At 51.3% G+C, this 13,841-nt stretch carries 19 protein-coding genes; 8 read left to right on the top strand and 11 right to left on the bottom strand.

All coding sequences use genetic code 11. The features are described 5' to 3' along the window. Positions 1-225: 225 nt before the first annotated feature. The 8 genes from HV243_RS15230 to HV243_RS15195 all read right to left on the bottom strand — a co-directional run bounded on the left by HV243_RS15230 (position 226) and on the right by HV243_RS15195 (position 7,734). Positions 226-1,311: a tyrosine-type recombinase/integrase gene (locus tag HV243_RS15230; RefSeq protein WP_019076535.1), complete on the bottom strand. Its 1,086-nt coding sequence runs from the start codon at positions 1,309-1,311 to the stop codon at positions 226-228. Next, positions 1,280-1,552, bottom strand: coding sequence for an excisionase (locus HV243_RS15225; RefSeq protein WP_032170291.1), 273 nt, complete (start codon positions 1,550-1,552; stop codon positions 1,280-1,282). Before HV243_RS15225 ends, HV243_RS15230 begins: the two co-directional genes overlap by 32 nt. A 63-nt stretch (positions 1,553-1,615) precedes the next feature. Next, positions 1,616-1,858: a DUF4060 family protein gene (locus HV243_RS15220; RefSeq protein WP_053389205.1), complete on the bottom strand. Its 243-nt coding sequence runs from the start codon at positions 1,856-1,858 to the stop codon at positions 1,616-1,618. Continuing rightward, positions 1,855-2,688: a DNA adenine methylase gene (locus HV243_RS15215; protein WP_053389204.1), complete on the bottom strand. Its 834-nt coding sequence runs from the start codon at positions 2,686-2,688 to the stop codon at positions 1,855-1,857. The genes HV243_RS15220 and HV243_RS15215 overlap by 4 nt, the downstream gene beginning before the upstream one ends. A gap of 34 nt (positions 2,689-2,722) precedes the next feature. Then, on the bottom strand, positions 2,723-3,832 hold the full coding sequence (locus HV243_RS15210; protein ID WP_053389203.1) for a RecT family recombinase: 1,110 nt from the start codon (positions 3,830-3,832) through the stop codon (positions 2,723-2,725). A gap of 11 nt (positions 3,833-3,843) precedes the next feature. After that, the gene (locus HV243_RS15205; RefSeq protein ID WP_149330383.1) at positions 3,844-7,215 is read right to left on the bottom strand and encodes a RecE family exodeoxyribonuclease; all 3,372 of its coding nucleotides are present in this window, start codon (positions 7,213-7,215) and stop codon (positions 3,844-3,846) included. A 139-nt stretch (positions 7,216-7,354) separates the two neighbouring features. Further along, positions 7,355-7,516, bottom strand: a complete 162-nt coding sequence (locus HV243_RS15200) for a YdaE family protein (protein ID WP_053389201.1) — start codon at positions 7,514-7,516, stop codon at positions 7,355-7,357. Positions 7,517-7,527: 11 nt separating this feature from the next. Then, the gene (locus tag HV243_RS15195; protein WP_016156718.1) at positions 7,528-7,734 is read right to left on the bottom strand and encodes a hypothetical protein; all 207 of its coding nucleotides are present in this window, start codon (positions 7,732-7,734) and stop codon (positions 7,528-7,530) included. Between the two features lie 323 nt (positions 7,735-8,057). Here HV243_RS15195 and HV243_RS15190 point away from each other — a divergent pair, with 323 nt between their 5' ends. Further along, entirely contained in the window at positions 8,058-8,282 is a 225-nt protein-coding gene (locus HV243_RS15190; protein WP_137400020.1) for a hypothetical protein, read from the top strand. 21 nt (positions 8,283-8,303) lie between these two features. On the opposite strand, the gene HV243_RS15185 is transcribed toward HV243_RS15190, so the two are convergent. From HV243_RS15185 to HV243_RS15175, 3 genes are read right to left on the bottom strand one after another with little or no spacing between them, the layout of a single operon-like run. Beyond that, positions 8,304-8,777 (bottom strand): hypothetical protein, encoded by a 474-nt coding sequence (locus tag HV243_RS15185; RefSeq protein ID WP_181603850.1) that lies wholly within the window; start codon positions 8,775-8,777, stop codon positions 8,304-8,306. Next, positions 8,770-9,153 (bottom strand): hypothetical protein, encoded by a 384-nt coding sequence (locus tag HV243_RS15180; protein ID WP_137398756.1) that lies wholly within the window; start codon positions 9,151-9,153, stop codon positions 8,770-8,772. The genes HV243_RS15185 and HV243_RS15180 overlap by 8 nt, the downstream gene beginning before the upstream one ends. A gap of 60 nt (positions 9,154-9,213) precedes the next feature. Then, a complete protein-coding gene (locus tag HV243_RS15175) occupies positions 9,214-9,969 on the bottom strand; it encodes an XRE family transcriptional regulator (protein ID WP_249415222.1) in 756 nt (251 codons plus the stop codon). A gap of 35 nt (positions 9,970-10,004) precedes the next feature. On the opposite strand from HV243_RS15175, the gene HV243_RS15170 reads away from it, so the two are divergent. From HV243_RS15170 to HV243_RS15140, 7 genes are all read left to right on the top strand, one after another. Further along, positions 10,005-10,232 (top strand): hypothetical protein, encoded by a 228-nt coding sequence (locus HV243_RS15170; protein WP_016156713.1) that lies wholly within the window; start codon positions 10,005-10,007, stop codon positions 10,230-10,232. Between the two features lie 30 nt (positions 10,233-10,262). Then, a complete protein-coding gene (locus HV243_RS15165; protein ID WP_149330385.1) occupies positions 10,263-10,802 on the top strand; it encodes a toxin YdaT domain-containing protein in 540 nt (179 codons plus the stop codon). Between the two features lie 167 nt (positions 10,803-10,969). Further along, positions 10,970-11,917 carry a DnaT-like ssDNA-binding domain-containing protein gene (locus HV243_RS15160; protein ID WP_149330386.1) on the top strand — a complete coding sequence of 316 codons (948 nt, stop codon included), beginning with the start codon at positions 10,970-10,972 and terminating at the stop codon, positions 11,915-11,917. Between the two features lie 2 nt (positions 11,918-11,919). Then, positions 11,920-12,669, top strand: a complete 750-nt coding sequence (locus HV243_RS15155) for an ATP-binding protein (protein WP_149330387.1) — start codon at positions 11,920-11,922, stop codon at positions 12,667-12,669. An 18-nt stretch (positions 12,670-12,687) separates the two neighbouring features. After that, positions 12,688-12,999, top strand: coding sequence for a hypothetical protein (locus tag HV243_RS15150; RefSeq protein WP_149330388.1), 312 nt, complete (start codon positions 12,688-12,690; stop codon positions 12,997-12,999). Beyond that, positions 12,996-13,490: a hypothetical protein gene (locus HV243_RS15145; RefSeq protein WP_181603849.1), complete on the top strand. Its 495-nt coding sequence runs from the start codon at positions 12,996-12,998 to the stop codon at positions 13,488-13,490. Before HV243_RS15150 ends, HV243_RS15145 begins: the two co-directional genes overlap by 4 nt. Beyond that, entirely contained in the window at positions 13,487-13,642 is a 156-nt protein-coding gene (locus HV243_RS15140) for a hypothetical protein (protein WP_181603848.1), read from the top strand. The genes HV243_RS15145 and HV243_RS15140 overlap by 4 nt, the downstream gene beginning before the upstream one ends. Positions 13,643-13,841: the final 199 nt, after the last annotated feature.

Raw genomic sequence — 13,841 nt, 5'->3', positions numbered from 1 at the left:
TAGTCGCGGACTGGAAAACCTGGCGCTGTCATCTATTCTTAAATGGCAGGGTAACTTAGCCTGCATTAATGCCAACTTTTAGCGCACGGCTCTCTCCCAAGAGCCATTTCCCTGGACCGAATACAGGAATCGTATTCGGTCTCTTTTTATCTGTCTGTTTTCATTGGGTTTTTTCGGTGCCTTCACGAAATCCCACGAAAATTACTCGAAATTTCCATATCCTGTCTAAACCATAACATATTCTGCACCGCGTGCGTCCAGGTATTTTTTGGTCATTGTTAAATTTTTATGCCCCAGCAGTCTCTGTGCGAAATCCTCTCCGCGCTCCCTTTCATAGAGCCTGCTCGCCAAGCTCCTGATCTCATGGAACGGGGGAGGGTTGGGGCCAAACTTTAACTCTGTTGAATCCCTGATATCGGAAAATGCTTGGGTAATTCCGTCCGGAGTTAACGGACCAGGCTTCCTGCCGCCACGCCTTACCGCAGAATAAAGCATGAAGTCTGACGGGTTGTTTTTACGACAACGGTCGATAACATCCTGCAATACCAAATCAGCAGAGTCCAGTCGCAAATCAAGTGGCAACGCCAATTTGTGACCTGTCTTTTCCTGCGTGACAAACAATCTTCCATCCCTGATATCGCTGAATCTGAACAGCGATACGTCCTCTCTTCTCTGCCCGGTGACCAGCGCCAGGTCACATGCATTTGCAGCCCATCCAGAATGAGCGGTTGCGGCATCCCTTATTATCTCAAACTGCTCGAGTAAAAGACGCTCACGCTTAACTTTTGGCGTCGGCGTTCTTGTCGGCTCTGCCGGGTTCCTTTCAATATGTCCCTCGACGATCGCCTCCCTGAAAATATCCAACAATACCGAACGCAGGCCTGAGGCCATGCTCTTCTTATCGCAGAGTATGTAACTCTCCAGGAAAGTAGATACATCCTTCGTGCTGACCGACGATAGCGGCATACGTCCGAATTCATCACTGATAGTGGCGATCTGATTGCGCCTGACCTTCATCGTGTTGGGCTTCAATTCTCTTCGCTCAAGAATTACTTCGTAGCGCTCGAGCCACGCTTTAACCGTAAACGTTGGTGTTTCCTTTATGCGGTCAAGCAGCGCTGACGGAAGGTAATTTTGGTCGATGTAGTTGTTGGCCTCGATGGCCTGAGAAATGGCGTCCTTTCTGTCGATCCGGCCAAGAGATAATTCTTGACCGGTAATCGGGTTTCGCCAGCTATAAAGCCTGTCTCTTTTACGATAGGTCAGGTTACGGGGCAGGTTAGCGTCGTAACGTACTGGCCTTTTCGCCATGAGTCAGTCTCTCCAGTAGAGTGCCGCCAGTTGGCAGCGCTAAGCGTTTTGATTTGGGACGAAGGTTCTTTTTGCTCGGATCCACATAGATGGCGTCAGGCTGAACCTTATATTCTTTTCCGTGAAGTTCCGGAGCAGGGTAAATGCGCCCCTCCCGCGCCCAGCGGCGAAGTGTTGAAAGAGACGGCGGGGTTGAATAAGTCGAATTCGCCCATTCCTGCAGATTAAGAAGCTTGGCCATACTACCTCCGGATCCGGCAACTCATTATAGAGCTGCCGGAAAACTGTTAATGAAATATCGTTATCAAGAAACCTGACCCGGCAGTGCGCGCAGCCGGCGCATACCTGTCATCGCCGTGGCCACGTAGCTGGCCTTGCGGTTCACTACTTCTACCCAGACCTTCACGCCTTCAACTCTCACCGTGTACGTCTCTTTCATCTTGCTACGCCCGTAGTCGCCGTAGCGTTGCTGGTGGGTAGCCAGTGCGATGTCGCATGCCTGGCGCGCTAATGGGGATTGCTGATTGGCACGGTTAATCAGTTTCATGCTGCACGCTCCGTCTGTTGTGCTTCGGGATTGCTCCACAGGCATTCAGTTCTGACTTTCGTACCTCTTCCTGCGCTAATGCGTGATGATTTTTCCATCTTCTGCCAACCGACCAGCATGTCGTTGTAAACATCAGAGTCGTACCCGCTGATCATCACCATGCCAGTCATCGTTCTGGCCACAGCCAGCAGTTGTTCGTGACCTTCGACTGTCATTTCATGGTTGTAATAGCGGTTACCCTGTACGCGGGTTTCCGGTACATATGGCGGATCGATGTAATGCAATGTCGTTTTGGCATCGTGGGCGCGCATCACTGCTAGCGCGTCTTTGTTTTCGATGATGACTCCCTGCAGGCGCTGGCAGACCGCCGACAGATTTTCGGGATAACGCTCCCACAGGTGCGCCGCCGTGGCGTATTTGCGCTTACTGTCGCTGCGAAATCCCGAGTTGCCACCGATGCCGGATGCAGAACCAAAACCCATGCAGGCACGAACAACCATGCGGCGAGCGCGCTCTACGGACTCCGTGACAACCTCCCTTGCTGCGCAGAACTCATCACGTGAGTAAGGCGTTAATGCGCAAGCATCGCGCAGGCGTTGATTCATTTCCGGGTCACGTAGCACGCGGAACAGGTTCACCACCTCGCCATCCAGGTCGTTATAAACTTCCGCGTAGCTGCGGGGCTTTTGCAGAAGCACGCCAGCTGCACCACCGAACGGTTCTACGTAGCAAATGTGCTCTGGCATCTGAGGGATAATCCAAGATGCCAGGCGGAATTTACCGCCGTGATAACGGATCGCCGGGTGCTTGACAGATTCTTCTCTTAACATGTCGTTACCGGGAGGGTTCTCCCTCCCGCCTCCCTTAGGCCACGTATTCCGGTTTCATATCCGCCAGGGTGATGCTGAACTGATCGTGCAGCTCGTCGCCCAGATGACGTTTCGCAGTTGCAAGAACTCGCTCAACTTCCCCAAACCGTGCTGCTGCATCCGGTTCGTCCGGAGACGGTAGGGAGTTGATCGCGGCTTCAACCTTGTTGCGTGAATCGACCAGGTAATAGCGCTTAACTGCTTTGTTCTTCAGTTCGGTGAACAGGGCAGAACCGAGCGTGACCTTCGCACTTTCGATATCAGCGCGCAGTGCTTTGGCGCTATCAACATCCTGTGCAGCATCGATGCGTTCGCGGAAATCATCGGCCAGTGAGCCGATATTTAGCGATGATTCCTGTGCGCTCTGCATGGTTGTGACGGTGTCACCTGAGATATCCGCCAGGCTAACGCGTTGCGGCGCCGGGTTAATCTCCTTCTCTTCGCGATAGGAGAGATCGTCTGCATCCTGAAACCCCATGACCGCGGCGGGGCAATAGGCCTTTGACCAGTCCTTCGTGGCGAGGTATAAAATCTGCTGCTTTGGTTTTGTAACCCATAGCGGGGAATTTCTGATTGCCACGCTGGCCAGATACAATGGCTCACCCCAGGTTATTTCCGATTCACCCCGGATAATCGCGCCAGCGCGAATATATAAACCATCCTCATCTTCATCTGACCAGTCGCGAACTCTTTCAGTTTTTTCATATGCACCCTTGCTGCCCATCTTTTTAACGGTGACATCTTTGCTGCGAATGCAATTTTCCCAATTCCCGCCGTACTCATAATGAAAGCGACCACGGATAGCGCCTGAACTGGAGAGAATTGCACTGATGAGTTGCGCTTCATAACCAAGCTTCCCGTTGACGAAGAAGGTTTTTTGCGCGACAGCGTACGGGTTCATACCCCACTGCATGGCCTGCATAACAATCGCCATGCAGTCGGCAGGTTTGCCCACCAAATGATCAGGGACGGCGATAGTTGCGTCAGCCATGAGATTTGCAAATGCTGTCAACTGACTGAGTGCCTGCACATTAAAAATGGAGTTAGTGGCAGAGATAGTGTTTGGAGCCTGCTGCTCCGCAGTTACGATATTTGTGTTTTCCATCGTCATTCCCCTTATGCCTGAGTGCGCAGCGCTTCAAGGCGGCGCAGGTCGAAGTCGTTCAGTTCGTCGGTGTAATCAGCGGTGATCGGCGCTGGCCATTCGCCAGTGTCAAAGCCGGTAGCGATAGCGCGCATCGCCTTGCGGTACTCGAGCATGCCCAGCTCCAGCAGTTCGGCGGATGCCTCGATGATGGCGATCCAGTGGTAGTTCTCGTCTTTGTTGACGAAAATCCAGAAGAACTGGTCCAGGGCTGCGGTCTCGCAATACATGGCGGCGCTCAGGTGATAGTCACGGTCGATGATTTCGCGGTGCAGTTTGGCGCGCAGGCCTTCCTGCTTAATGTTCCACATGCTGATGGTTTTCAGGTCGGCACCGATGCGCACTCCGTCCAGGTCGATCTCAAGGTCTGGACGAACGCGGACTTCAAGCCCGGTTTCGTCGTCAAAGCCAAAGTAGCTGACCTCCACGGCGCGGCTCGGGTGCTGGAGTAGCATCCCGGCGGTTGGGTGCTGTAGCAGGGCTTTCTGAATGGCCAGTGCGGTGCTCAGTTGCTGACGGGTGACTAGCACTTTCCCTTGCGGATTCTCGCGCCACGCATCCAGCAGCTCGTCGGCAAAGACGGCGTCTGGATTAACAGACTTAACGACCTGAATCAGATCAGCTTTGGTACCGGACACTTTCAGCGGCGCGGGTTTCTGCGCTTCCTGCGCTACTAGGTCAGGATTGATGATTGCCAACTGCTCGAGTAACGCATCACGACTACCGCTAGTTTTCACCTGAGCAGGCAGAGTGGCGTTGTATTCCTTGATGCAGGCTTTCATCGCCGCTGCGGTCTGCTTCTGGTCCGCTTCGATACGCTGGTACTCTTCGGGCAGAGACATGTAGCTCTGGCCAGTTTCCTCGACGGACCCACCCAGTGGCACCTGAGCAGGCAGAGTGGTGTTGTATTCTTCCAGCAACGCTTTGATATCGTCGGCGCTCAATTGCGCTGGCAGGCTGGCGTTGTACTCATCGATAAACGCGCGGATTGTTGCCGTTGTGGTGAACGCGCCTTCTGGTATCGCCGGTTCAACGCTGAACTCTTCATCGAGCTGCTCTGGCTGCAACGCAAGGCCGTGCACCAGGTTACCCATGTCCAGTACCGGAGAACGCTCTTTGGTGATCGTTTTCTCAACGTGGCGCGCATTGAAGTACATCAGGCTGACGCGGGCGTCTTTTACCTGCGTGCTACTGATCCCGTTCGCTGCGTGATAAACCTCATTCGGCAGACCTTCATAGCGGCCAGGCTCGAAGTAGGCTGGATACACAACAGCCGGTTCTTCAGATTGCGCTTCTGGCTCGGTTTGATTAACTTTTTGGATGTTTTGATGCACGGATTCATCATTCTGATGCGCATTTTCTGGTTTTTGTTTCACATCGGCTTGCTGGCCGGTATGTGACTCTTCACCAGTTTCCAGACTGCTTTCGCCTGACTGCACTTCATCACCAGTCTGTTCTTCATCACTGACAGTTTCTTCCATCTGCACATCGCTGGTGGTTTCCTCATTAAGTGGTGAACGGTCATCTGTTTTTGGTTGTTGATCACCCATCAGGCCTTCAATAGAGAACACACCGCCGCCGAGGTTCTCGACCTGAGGTTGTGCAACTGCTTCCTCGGCGCGGCGGCGCGCGCCTTCTTCACGCACGCGCTGCAGGTTCTCTTCGTGAGTGCAAAAGGATTTGCGAGACGGCTCGACGCTTTCAGGGGCGGAGGACATTTCCGTTGCCGCAGGTGCTGCTTCAGACAATGGCAACAACTCAACCGCTGAATTGAACTCAGCTGTCATGGTCTGGTTAACGAACTCCAGATGAGCAGCCGGCGTCATGTGAATATTTTCCGGCGCGATGCGCACCAGATTGAAAATGGCAGCGCGATTGACCGACAGCACGCCAGGCTGATTGCGCAGGATGCTGCTCCATGATTTCCACGGTTGTTCTTTGTTGGCCACTATCTCTTTGGCGCGGCGGTGGATGCTCCCCGGGATTTCAAGATGGTTAAAGTCCATTGGGAGCAGGGCGCAGGCAATCTCTAAATCCAGAGTATCCAGCGTGTGGTGTGCGCCTTCGCCACGATCAGTGACATATCCGCCGTCGGCGTTGGTACCGGAATCGGTGCGCTGAACATCGCTGATGCGGTTACCGGCGGCCCATTCGCGCGCCAGGATGCCACGGTCGATGTAATCAGTTTTGAACCACACCGTCAGGAACTGGATAACTGTTGCCAGTTCCGGTTTTTTACCGTCGACAGGGAAGACTTTCTTAACGGCATTCACGACTTTATGAATATCGTGCTCAATGGCTTTTTTGAATGCTTCCACATTCTCAGCAGCCAGCAGTAGGTTCTGGATGTACGTGTCATCAGTGTCCATCTCAAGGCGGACAATCTCGTTTTTCTGCCCAGCGTCGATGTGATAGAGATATTCACCATCACCAATGAACTGAGCCAGTACGCGCTGGCGGAATGGCAGGGTGGCAACGACGATCAGGTTCGGCTGCTCTGACTGCTGAGATTGCTCTTCGGTACCGACTTCACCACCAACGACGCCATCTTCGGCCTGGCTGTTCTCGTCAAACTGGGTACCGTCAATAACGGTGAGATCTTGACCCGTTGTAACGTCAGCACCGCTGGTGGTTTCAGTTTTGAGCAGAGGAAACTTGCCACTGCACCAGTTTTCTACCAACTGATTGCGGTCAGCAGCTTCTGCGGTCACCCAGTCAGACATGAAAGCAGCGATCACTTCAGGTTCGTGTTCTTCACCCTGTTCGAAGATGTCTTTAATCGCCTGAATCAGTTTCCATTCAGCGTTAAGACTGAGTTCGCCAACTTCAGGGGTGTCGTTTTTGGCTTGCAGCAGGTTATGCAGGTATATGTTTCCTTCATCTAAAGACATTTCGCTGGCGGCCATGTGCTGGTCTTTACTGACATGTGTCTGATATTTGTCGCTGATCAGGTGAACGGCGAAGCGGACGGCTGGTGTGCGGTTTTCTAACGAGACATTTTCGTCAGCAGTCGCTACTTCAACAGTAGTTTTCACATCGGAAGGGATAGTTGCGTCAACGGTGCCAGCTGCTTTTGGCTGCCAGGTGCGCTGGTCTTCGGCTAGTTCGTAACGATCGCACCAGGTGAAATCAACTTCGCCTTCTTCTGGCAGGTCGTTGTACACAGGGAAATCTGTGCGAATCGGTTTGGCATAGTCTTTACCGCGACCTGTTTCGATGCCAGCATCTTCCAGTGCAACGTCCAGCTGCAGGTTAGCGCGAGCCTCGGTTTTCGCAGTGAACCAGACCACTGCATCTTGTTTTCCGGATTTCTGAGTGGCTTTAACCACATTAAAGAATTCCATGTGAGATCCTCATTTTTGGGTGTTAGAATCCCCGGGCCATTGATAGCGCCCATTGGGTTAACTTTGGTTTTGATGTTGTTTCCGGTGTAACTTTGGTCGGTGCCACCGGACGTAGATCCCGCCTTGCGCGGGGTGTACGTTAGCCTTCGTGAGCCATCTGGTCGTGCGAAGCGCAACGTCTGGAACAGTACTCTTTCTCTTTGCGCGCCAGCTGTGAGCCGTTGCGATAGAGAAGGGTGCTTTTGATTACCTCTTCCGGTTTAACCGGTTTGCTGCAATAACCGCATTTCTTGTCTTGCATGACACTCTCCGTTAATGGCTGAGGCCATTCCCCAGACCGTTCAGATAAACTTCAACCAGCAAATCCCTGGTGTAAGTCATCTCAACGCCGCGATGCAGATACAAACGACCACGAGCATTAGCTGATGCCGTCCAGGTTGAATCCTTGTGTTTGACGAGCATTCCAGGCTGAACTGCGCCGCGGTTTACCGTCTGTGTACCGTAGTGCTGATGAACCATGATGTTCTCCACTATTGCTGAGTGAACTTCGCTGGTGGTGCCGTGGTGCTGATCTTCACAGTTGAGCGTTTTAACTCTGCAGTTCACCACCGCGAAGCTCACTTCTGTTTTGCCTTATAGCCGGCCAGCTGAGCGTTAAACCTTATGCGCTTAGTGTTTCGCGATGAGATGATAATGTACCATGAGTTCACTAAAGTAAAGTACCTAAAGTACATTTCAATAAATCAGTTAGTTCAGTTGGTCATAATTCTATGAACTTTAAGGTAATTTATTTTTTATTTGATTCCTGTTATGCTCAAAAAAACATCAGAGAGATTGTTGCTATGGGCTTAGGTATGGATATGTCACGTGATGAATTGCTGGAAGATCGCGCAGCTTTCATCTCTGGCGAGATTGGTGGGGCGGTGGTTGAGTTAATTATTGATGGGGTAGTGATTAGTCGGGATGCGATTGTGGATAGCCTGGAAGCCAAGAGGAAGACGGTGGGCAATGTGATTCACAAGGGGGTTTTGAGGGATGCGGCGGAGTTCTTGAGGAAAGGACAGTAAAAACCCGGCGCGGTGGCCGGGTTATTTATTATTTTGTGGTGCTGGTGCTGGTGCTGGTGCTGGCTGGATTATTTCGACTGGTTTTAGGTAGGTTTGCACTTGAGGAAGTGCAAGGATAACCGCCAGTAGCGCCAGGATGGCGCCAACCATCCACTGAAGAGTTGCAGATGTGGTTTTCAGCCCATCAATCTGCCCCTTTAACCCAGTTACTTCGCCATTAACGCCTGAAATCTGCGCTTTAATTTCAGACATAGATGTATTCATTGCAGAAAACTGCTGCGCTTGAAAGGCTCGAAACTCAGCCATCTCGCGTCGCATCTCGGCGGCAACTACATCCACCTCTGCTTTGTTTTGAGCCATTCTAGCGTCAAGTTCATCTTTGCTCATAGCGACCAAATCACCATCTCCAGCATCTTTCCTGGAACGGATGTTATCCTTTTCAACCTCTTGTGGGAACAGGTATTGTACATTCTCATAATCAAACACGTCATTCATCAGTATGAGACTCTTTTTCCTTTTGTATCCAGTGAGTAACTTTGGGGGCTACATAGCTCATTGTGAATCCGCAGTTCTTGCAAGTCGTCCTAAAAAAAATATCGGATCCAACGATTATATCTAATTCGGAATACCCGTAGTGAATTTTCATGAACGTATACTTTTCAAAAATGCCTTCTGGGTCAATTAGTTGATCTTCTGGCGAGAGTGAGTCAGGCAATCTGTTCGTTGTTAAAGCGACAAGCTCGTGACTACCACAAGAAAGACATTTTTTACTGGCACCCACAGCATTCAGATAAGCAGAAAATTGCTCAACAGTTACACATTCTAATTGAGGTCGTATTTTTTCAAGGTATTTAGAGCTTTTGTTTTTCATCAGCCACCTCCTTTTTCATTTGAATGGATGAATCATAAAGATGAAGCAGACATTTCCTTTCTACCCATGCTTACGGTAGGTCTGCGGCATGCTGCCGATCACCTTTCCGAAGACGAAAATCTTGTTCATCTCTTCCTTCTCAATTGGCTCCCACGGGCGATAGGTCTGGTTGTCTGAGATTACCAGTAGTTTGTCTTTCATCTTCTGAAGTCGCTTAACATGAGCTGTTTCGTCGTACAGGAAAGCGTAAATTCCATCACCATCAAAGTGTTGAACGCTTATATCGACAAACAGCAAATCACCAGGCTCAATCGTTCCAGACATGCTGTCACCGCGAACGTTGATGATGCGGATCTGTTCCTGTTTACGACCATTAAACATCTGACGTGCATCTTCTACTGAGTACTCCACGGAGCGTAATACCTCTACGAACTCACTATTGATCACGCCCGGTCCAGCGCTAACAGCTACATCGAGTACGTCTATACGAAATGTTTCGGTCGATTTCTGTAAGTGCCCCTCCACAATACCATCAGCCACGCTGTCACCTAGCAGGTAAGCTGAAGTTGTACCTATGCTCGCAGCAAGCTCTTGCAGCTTCCCACGCCTTGGAATTGATTCCCCGTTAAACCATTTGCTTACAGCTTTTGGTGTCAGCTTCATATTTTTGGCTATTTCAGCCTGACGACCATGTACCGGCAAACCAGCTTTATCGCAGGCCAGCGCTAGCCTATGGGAAAAGTCTTTTCGCGCTTTTTCTTCCTGAACCATAGGTTCAATCATAATATCACTTGCGTGAACTATCAGTTCCAACATAATATGTACTTACAGTTCAATTTGAGGGTCAAAGAATGCAACCTATTAGTCTTGGCGAAATCATCAAAATGATTCGCGTACCTGTAGTAGCAAAAGCTTGTGAGCGCAGTCCGCGTGCAATTTACAAATGGATCAATAGCGGCTGTTTACCACGCACTGATTACACCGGTGAGACGGATTATGCGTCGAAGATTGCTGAAGCTTCAGAGGGGCGATTTACCACCACCCAAATTCTTGAGATCAGCAAACCAAAAGCAGCCTGACAGCAAATTAACCACGAAAGGGAAAGCACTATGCAATCACTTACGTACCAACAAAATACCGGATTCCATTCGTCCGCGATGATAAATCGCACTCAACAAGAGCATGGCGATAAACATGATGCCATTCGTGACGCGGTCCGCTCCTGGGCTGGTGCCGATGGTCAGGACGTAGTGACGGCTCTGATTATCGAAGAGTACCAGGCGCAGGGGGGAGACGACATCACTTTCCCTGACGATCTCTGCCGAAAGCGCCAGAAGCTGTTCCGCTTCCTGGACAACCATTTCAACAGCGAACGTTACCGCGAGAACGTCCGCCAGCTGACCCCGGCAATCCTCGCTGTCCTGCCGATTGTGTACCGCAGTCGCCTGCTGCCAGAAGACAACATCATGGCTCGCCTGGCACGTATGGAGAAAGAAACCAGCGAAGCGAAGATTGCTGTCGCGATGGATGCGCCACGTCATCAGAAGCTGAAAGAACTGAGCGAGGGGATCGTGGAGATGTATCGCGTTGACCCTGGGTTAACTGGTCCGCTGATGGAGATGGTGCAGATGATGCTGGGGGCTATATGACCGGTTCAAAAATGGCGAAAGCCGCGGTGCGCGAACACCAACGGCTTTCTGGTGCAATTCATTGCGAAATCATTGCGGGGTAAGTATGCCTAACAACAAATTGTTTTGCCAGCGTGTCGGACCGCGACTGGATAAATCTTCCCTTAATTATTCTTCAGGAGGACTTAATGGCCGGAGACTGGATAAAGATGCGTACATCACTGGTCACCAGCCCGAAGGTGAACGGAATTGCGCGAATACTGGAGCGTTCACCGGAGGTGGGAAAAATGTTCACACTTTCGCATAACACCACGTTATCAGACGTTGTAACGCGTAACGTAACCCGTAACGTTACGGTGTCGTTACTAGTAACGTTTTGGTCTGCGGCAAATGAACACTCGCGTAACGGTGTATTTGAAAATGCAGACCTGTCTGATATCGATGATATTGTCGGAGTACCCGGTTTTGGGGCTGCATTATCAACCGTAGGCTGGGCCATTTATGATGCGGAGAATAACTGCGTCATTCTTCCAAACTTCAATGAATACAATACGTCAGGTGATATGCGCTCAGCTACGGCCAAGACAAATGCGCAGCGCCAGAAGGAGTTTCGCGAACGTAAAAAACACCAAGAAAGTAACGTAACGCCTAACGTTACTAATAACGTTACGGATAACCGCAGAGAAGAGAAGAGAAGAGAAGATATAAACCCAGAGAGAGAACGCGCGGGCGATAGTCAATCTGGGGAGAATACTTCTGGTAATTACACACCTCCGCCAGCTACCCCACCCAAACCCCAGGAAGATGATTTCGGAACCGGCATGGATTTTGGTCCATTGGGGAAATTCCCGATCACCGATGATTGGGTGCCTTCGACCGACTTCGTTGGCAAAGCTCGCCTCTGGGGAAGAGTCCTCGGTACAGAGCCGGGCTATACCCCTGAAGAACTCCAGCAGTTCCGGGATTACTGGGCCCCAGATGGGAAGATTAAGCATCAGCAAGCCTGGGAGCAGACATTTGCTGACAGCCTGCTGCAATCGCGTAGTCGAATCCAAAGGGCGAACCCATCACCCGCCAGGGATGTTAATCGCATTCCGATTCCGGATAACACCATTCCACCAGGGTTCAGGGGGTAGCGATGAAAAACATGATTGGTACTGGCAGCGCTCTTGAGCGCCTGAAAAAACTCATTCCGCCTGGCGTACAGCCGAAGTTCACCAGCGCAGCAGAACTGCTGGCGTGGCAGCGTGAAGAAGGCCTGAAACATTGCGAAGAGCTGGGAAAGCGGAATCAGAAAGCGCGCACAGAGAAAATCTTCGGTCGATCTGGTATCCAGAGCCTGCACCGCAGCTGCACGTTCGCCAACTACGAAGTATCCGGAGAGCAACAGCGAAAGGCCTACACCATGGCGAAAAGCTACGCACAGAACTTTGGTGCTGGCTTTGCGAGCTTCGTGTTCAGTGGCGGGCCTGGTACCGGTAAAAACCATCTGGCAGCAGCGATCGGAAATCATCTCTTGTCCGGTGGTCAATCTGTGCTGGTGGTGACAATTCCTGACCTGATGCTGCGCGTTCGCGAGTGCTACGACGGTGGTCAGTCAGAGGCCGCATTGCTGGACGACCTCTGCAAAGTCGATCTGCTGGTGCTGGATGAGGTCGGTATTCAGCGCGGTAGCAACGGGGAGAAAGTTATCCTGAATCAGGTTATCGACCGTCGGCTGTCGTCGATGCGTCCAGTTGGCGTTCTGACGAATCTGAACCATGACGAACTTCTCGGCGCGTTGGGTGCGCGGGTTATCGATCGCCTCCAGATGGATGGCGGGATGTGGGTGAACTTTGACTGGGGAAGCTATCGCAAGAATGTTAGCCATCTCCGGATCGTTAAATAACCTCGAGGGCAAATCACTATGGCAAGCAAATCATTGTGGGCAATCGTCGATTTCCTTCGGGTTAACCAGACCATAACGCCTCGTCAGGTCCAGAGCCTGCTGGGATGCGACTGCAAGAAATCACACAACCTGCTGCTTCACCTGGTACGCAGAGCGGTAGTAATCCGCACTGGCGAGCCGCATCGCCCGGTCTATTCACTTCAGCCTGGCGGTGAGCTGAACATCAAGCAGCTCAAATCGAACATGAGCAAAAACATGGTCACATCAATTTGCCGCACAAGTCCAGCTATGCAGCGTGTACTGGCGTTTTACGGGAGAGCATCAGCATGAGCAGCAGAGAAAATATTGAACGCTGGGTTTCTGAGATTGATGAAGATGGAATGTGTGACATTAGTGACAATCAGGTAACTGCGTTGATTCGTGATTACAACTGCATGGCAGTACAGCTCGCTAACGCCGAGAGCAAGTGCAGGGAGCTGGCGGGGGTAGCTGCTGAAAACGCGGCGCTGAAAAAAGCGGCCGATTTCGCCACTGCACCGGATATGTGGATTGAGCAGGCTGATGGAATGCTGGATTACCGGTATTGCGAGTGGTACGTCGACGTGCTGAAGGCTGCAATGGAAACCCCGGCGACCGACGCTTTCCTGGCTGAAGCGCGGGCCAGTGAGCTTGATAGTCTGGCTGGCGTGGCTGAAACAATGCTGGTCAAATTCTCCAACCAACTTTGCTCCTCTGATATGCATGAGGTTGTTGGCTGGAAGATGGTTCTACAGCAGGCCAGCAATCGCGCCGCCCAACTTCGCAAAGGACCCGCGCTATGAGCAAATCCATGAAGTGCCGCCGCTGTAAAAAAATCTCCACACGACCTGAACTGGTTGTAGTGAAAAAAAATAAGTACGGGATGGAAACGCTGGGCTGCCCGCATTGCTTTGCCACCGTCTTTACCCAAGTCGAACAGGAGTCTGCCCAATGACAGCACTCAACAAACAGGCTCAGGCGATTATTTCAGATATCAGACTGAAGCGCGGCTCTGGTGATGTTTACGCGCCAATCATTCGTTGGGATGAATTTGAGGGGATTGCTGGCGCTCTGGAGTCCGCAGAGAAACGTATTGAAGATGAAATTTGCCGAGCTAATCGTGAGCATCATCGCGGCTTCATGATGGCCTGCAA

Source organism: Citrobacter sp. RHBSTW-00599 (genome assembly GCF_013784065.1).
In the GTDB taxonomy this organism is placed as follows: Bacteria; Pseudomonadota; Gammaproteobacteria; order Enterobacterales; family Enterobacteriaceae; genus Citrobacter; species Citrobacter braakii.
The sequence above is the reverse complement of the archived record's forward strand: the minus strand, read 5'-3'. Positions and strand labels throughout refer to the sequence as shown.

Excerpts from the sequence above, each read along its gene's own strand:
- HV243_RS15230 (WP_019076535.1), bottom strand. The coding sequence starts at position 1,311 with ATGGCGAAAAGGCCAGTACGTTACGACGCTAACCTGCCCCGTAACCTG.
- HV243_RS15225 (WP_032170291.1), bottom strand. The coding sequence starts at position 1,552 with ATGGCCAAGCTTCTTAATCTGCAGGAATGGGCGAATTCGACTTATTCA.
- HV243_RS15220 (WP_053389205.1), bottom strand. The coding sequence starts at position 1,858 with ATGAAACTGATTAACCGTGCCAATCAGCAATCCCCATTAGCGCGCCAG.
- HV243_RS15215 (WP_053389204.1), bottom strand. The coding sequence starts at position 2,688 with ATGTTAAGAGAAGAATCTGTCAAGCACCCGGCGATCCGTTATCACGGC.
- HV243_RS15210 (WP_053389203.1), bottom strand. The coding sequence starts at position 3,832 with ATGGAAAACACAAATATCGTAACTGCGGAGCAGCAGGCTCCAAACACT.
- HV243_RS15205 (WP_149330383.1), bottom strand. The coding sequence starts at position 7,215 with ATGGAATTCTTTAATGTGGTTAAAGCCACTCAGAAATCCGGAAAACAA.
- HV243_RS15200 (WP_053389201.1), bottom strand. The coding sequence starts at position 7,516 with ATGCAAGACAAGAAATGCGGTTATTGCAGCAAACCGGTTAAACCGGAA.
- HV243_RS15195 (WP_016156718.1), bottom strand. The coding sequence starts at position 7,734 with ATGGTTCATCAGCACTACGGTACACAGACGGTAAACCGCGGCGCAGTT.
- HV243_RS15190 (WP_137400020.1), top strand. The coding sequence starts at position 8,058 with ATGGGCTTAGGTATGGATATGTCACGTGATGAATTGCTGGAAGATCGC.
- HV243_RS15185 (WP_181603850.1), bottom strand. The coding sequence starts at position 8,777 with ATGAATGACGTGTTTGATTATGAGAATGTACAATACCTGTTCCCACAA.
- HV243_RS15180 (WP_137398756.1), bottom strand. The coding sequence starts at position 9,153 with ATGAAAAACAAAAGCTCTAAATACCTTGAAAAAATACGACCTCAATTA.
- HV243_RS15175 (WP_249415222.1), bottom strand. The coding sequence starts at position 9,969 with ATGTTGGAACTGATAGTTCACGCAAGTGATATTATGATTGAACCTATG.
- HV243_RS15170 (WP_016156713.1), top strand. The coding sequence starts at position 10,005 with ATGCAACCTATTAGTCTTGGCGAAATCATCAAAATGATTCGCGTACCT.
- HV243_RS15165 (WP_149330385.1), top strand. The coding sequence starts at position 10,263 with ATGCAATCACTTACGTACCAACAAAATACCGGATTCCATTCGTCCGCG.
- HV243_RS15160 (WP_149330386.1), top strand. The coding sequence starts at position 10,970 with ATGGCCGGAGACTGGATAAAGATGCGTACATCACTGGTCACCAGCCCG.
- HV243_RS15155 (WP_149330387.1), top strand. The coding sequence starts at position 11,920 with ATGAAAAACATGATTGGTACTGGCAGCGCTCTTGAGCGCCTGAAAAAA.
- HV243_RS15150 (WP_149330388.1), top strand. The coding sequence starts at position 12,688 with ATGGCAAGCAAATCATTGTGGGCAATCGTCGATTTCCTTCGGGTTAAC.
- HV243_RS15145 (WP_181603849.1), top strand. The coding sequence starts at position 12,996 with ATGAGCAGCAGAGAAAATATTGAACGCTGGGTTTCTGAGATTGATGAA.
- HV243_RS15140 (WP_181603848.1), top strand. The coding sequence starts at position 13,487 with ATGAGCAAATCCATGAAGTGCCGCCGCTGTAAAAAAATCTCCACACGA.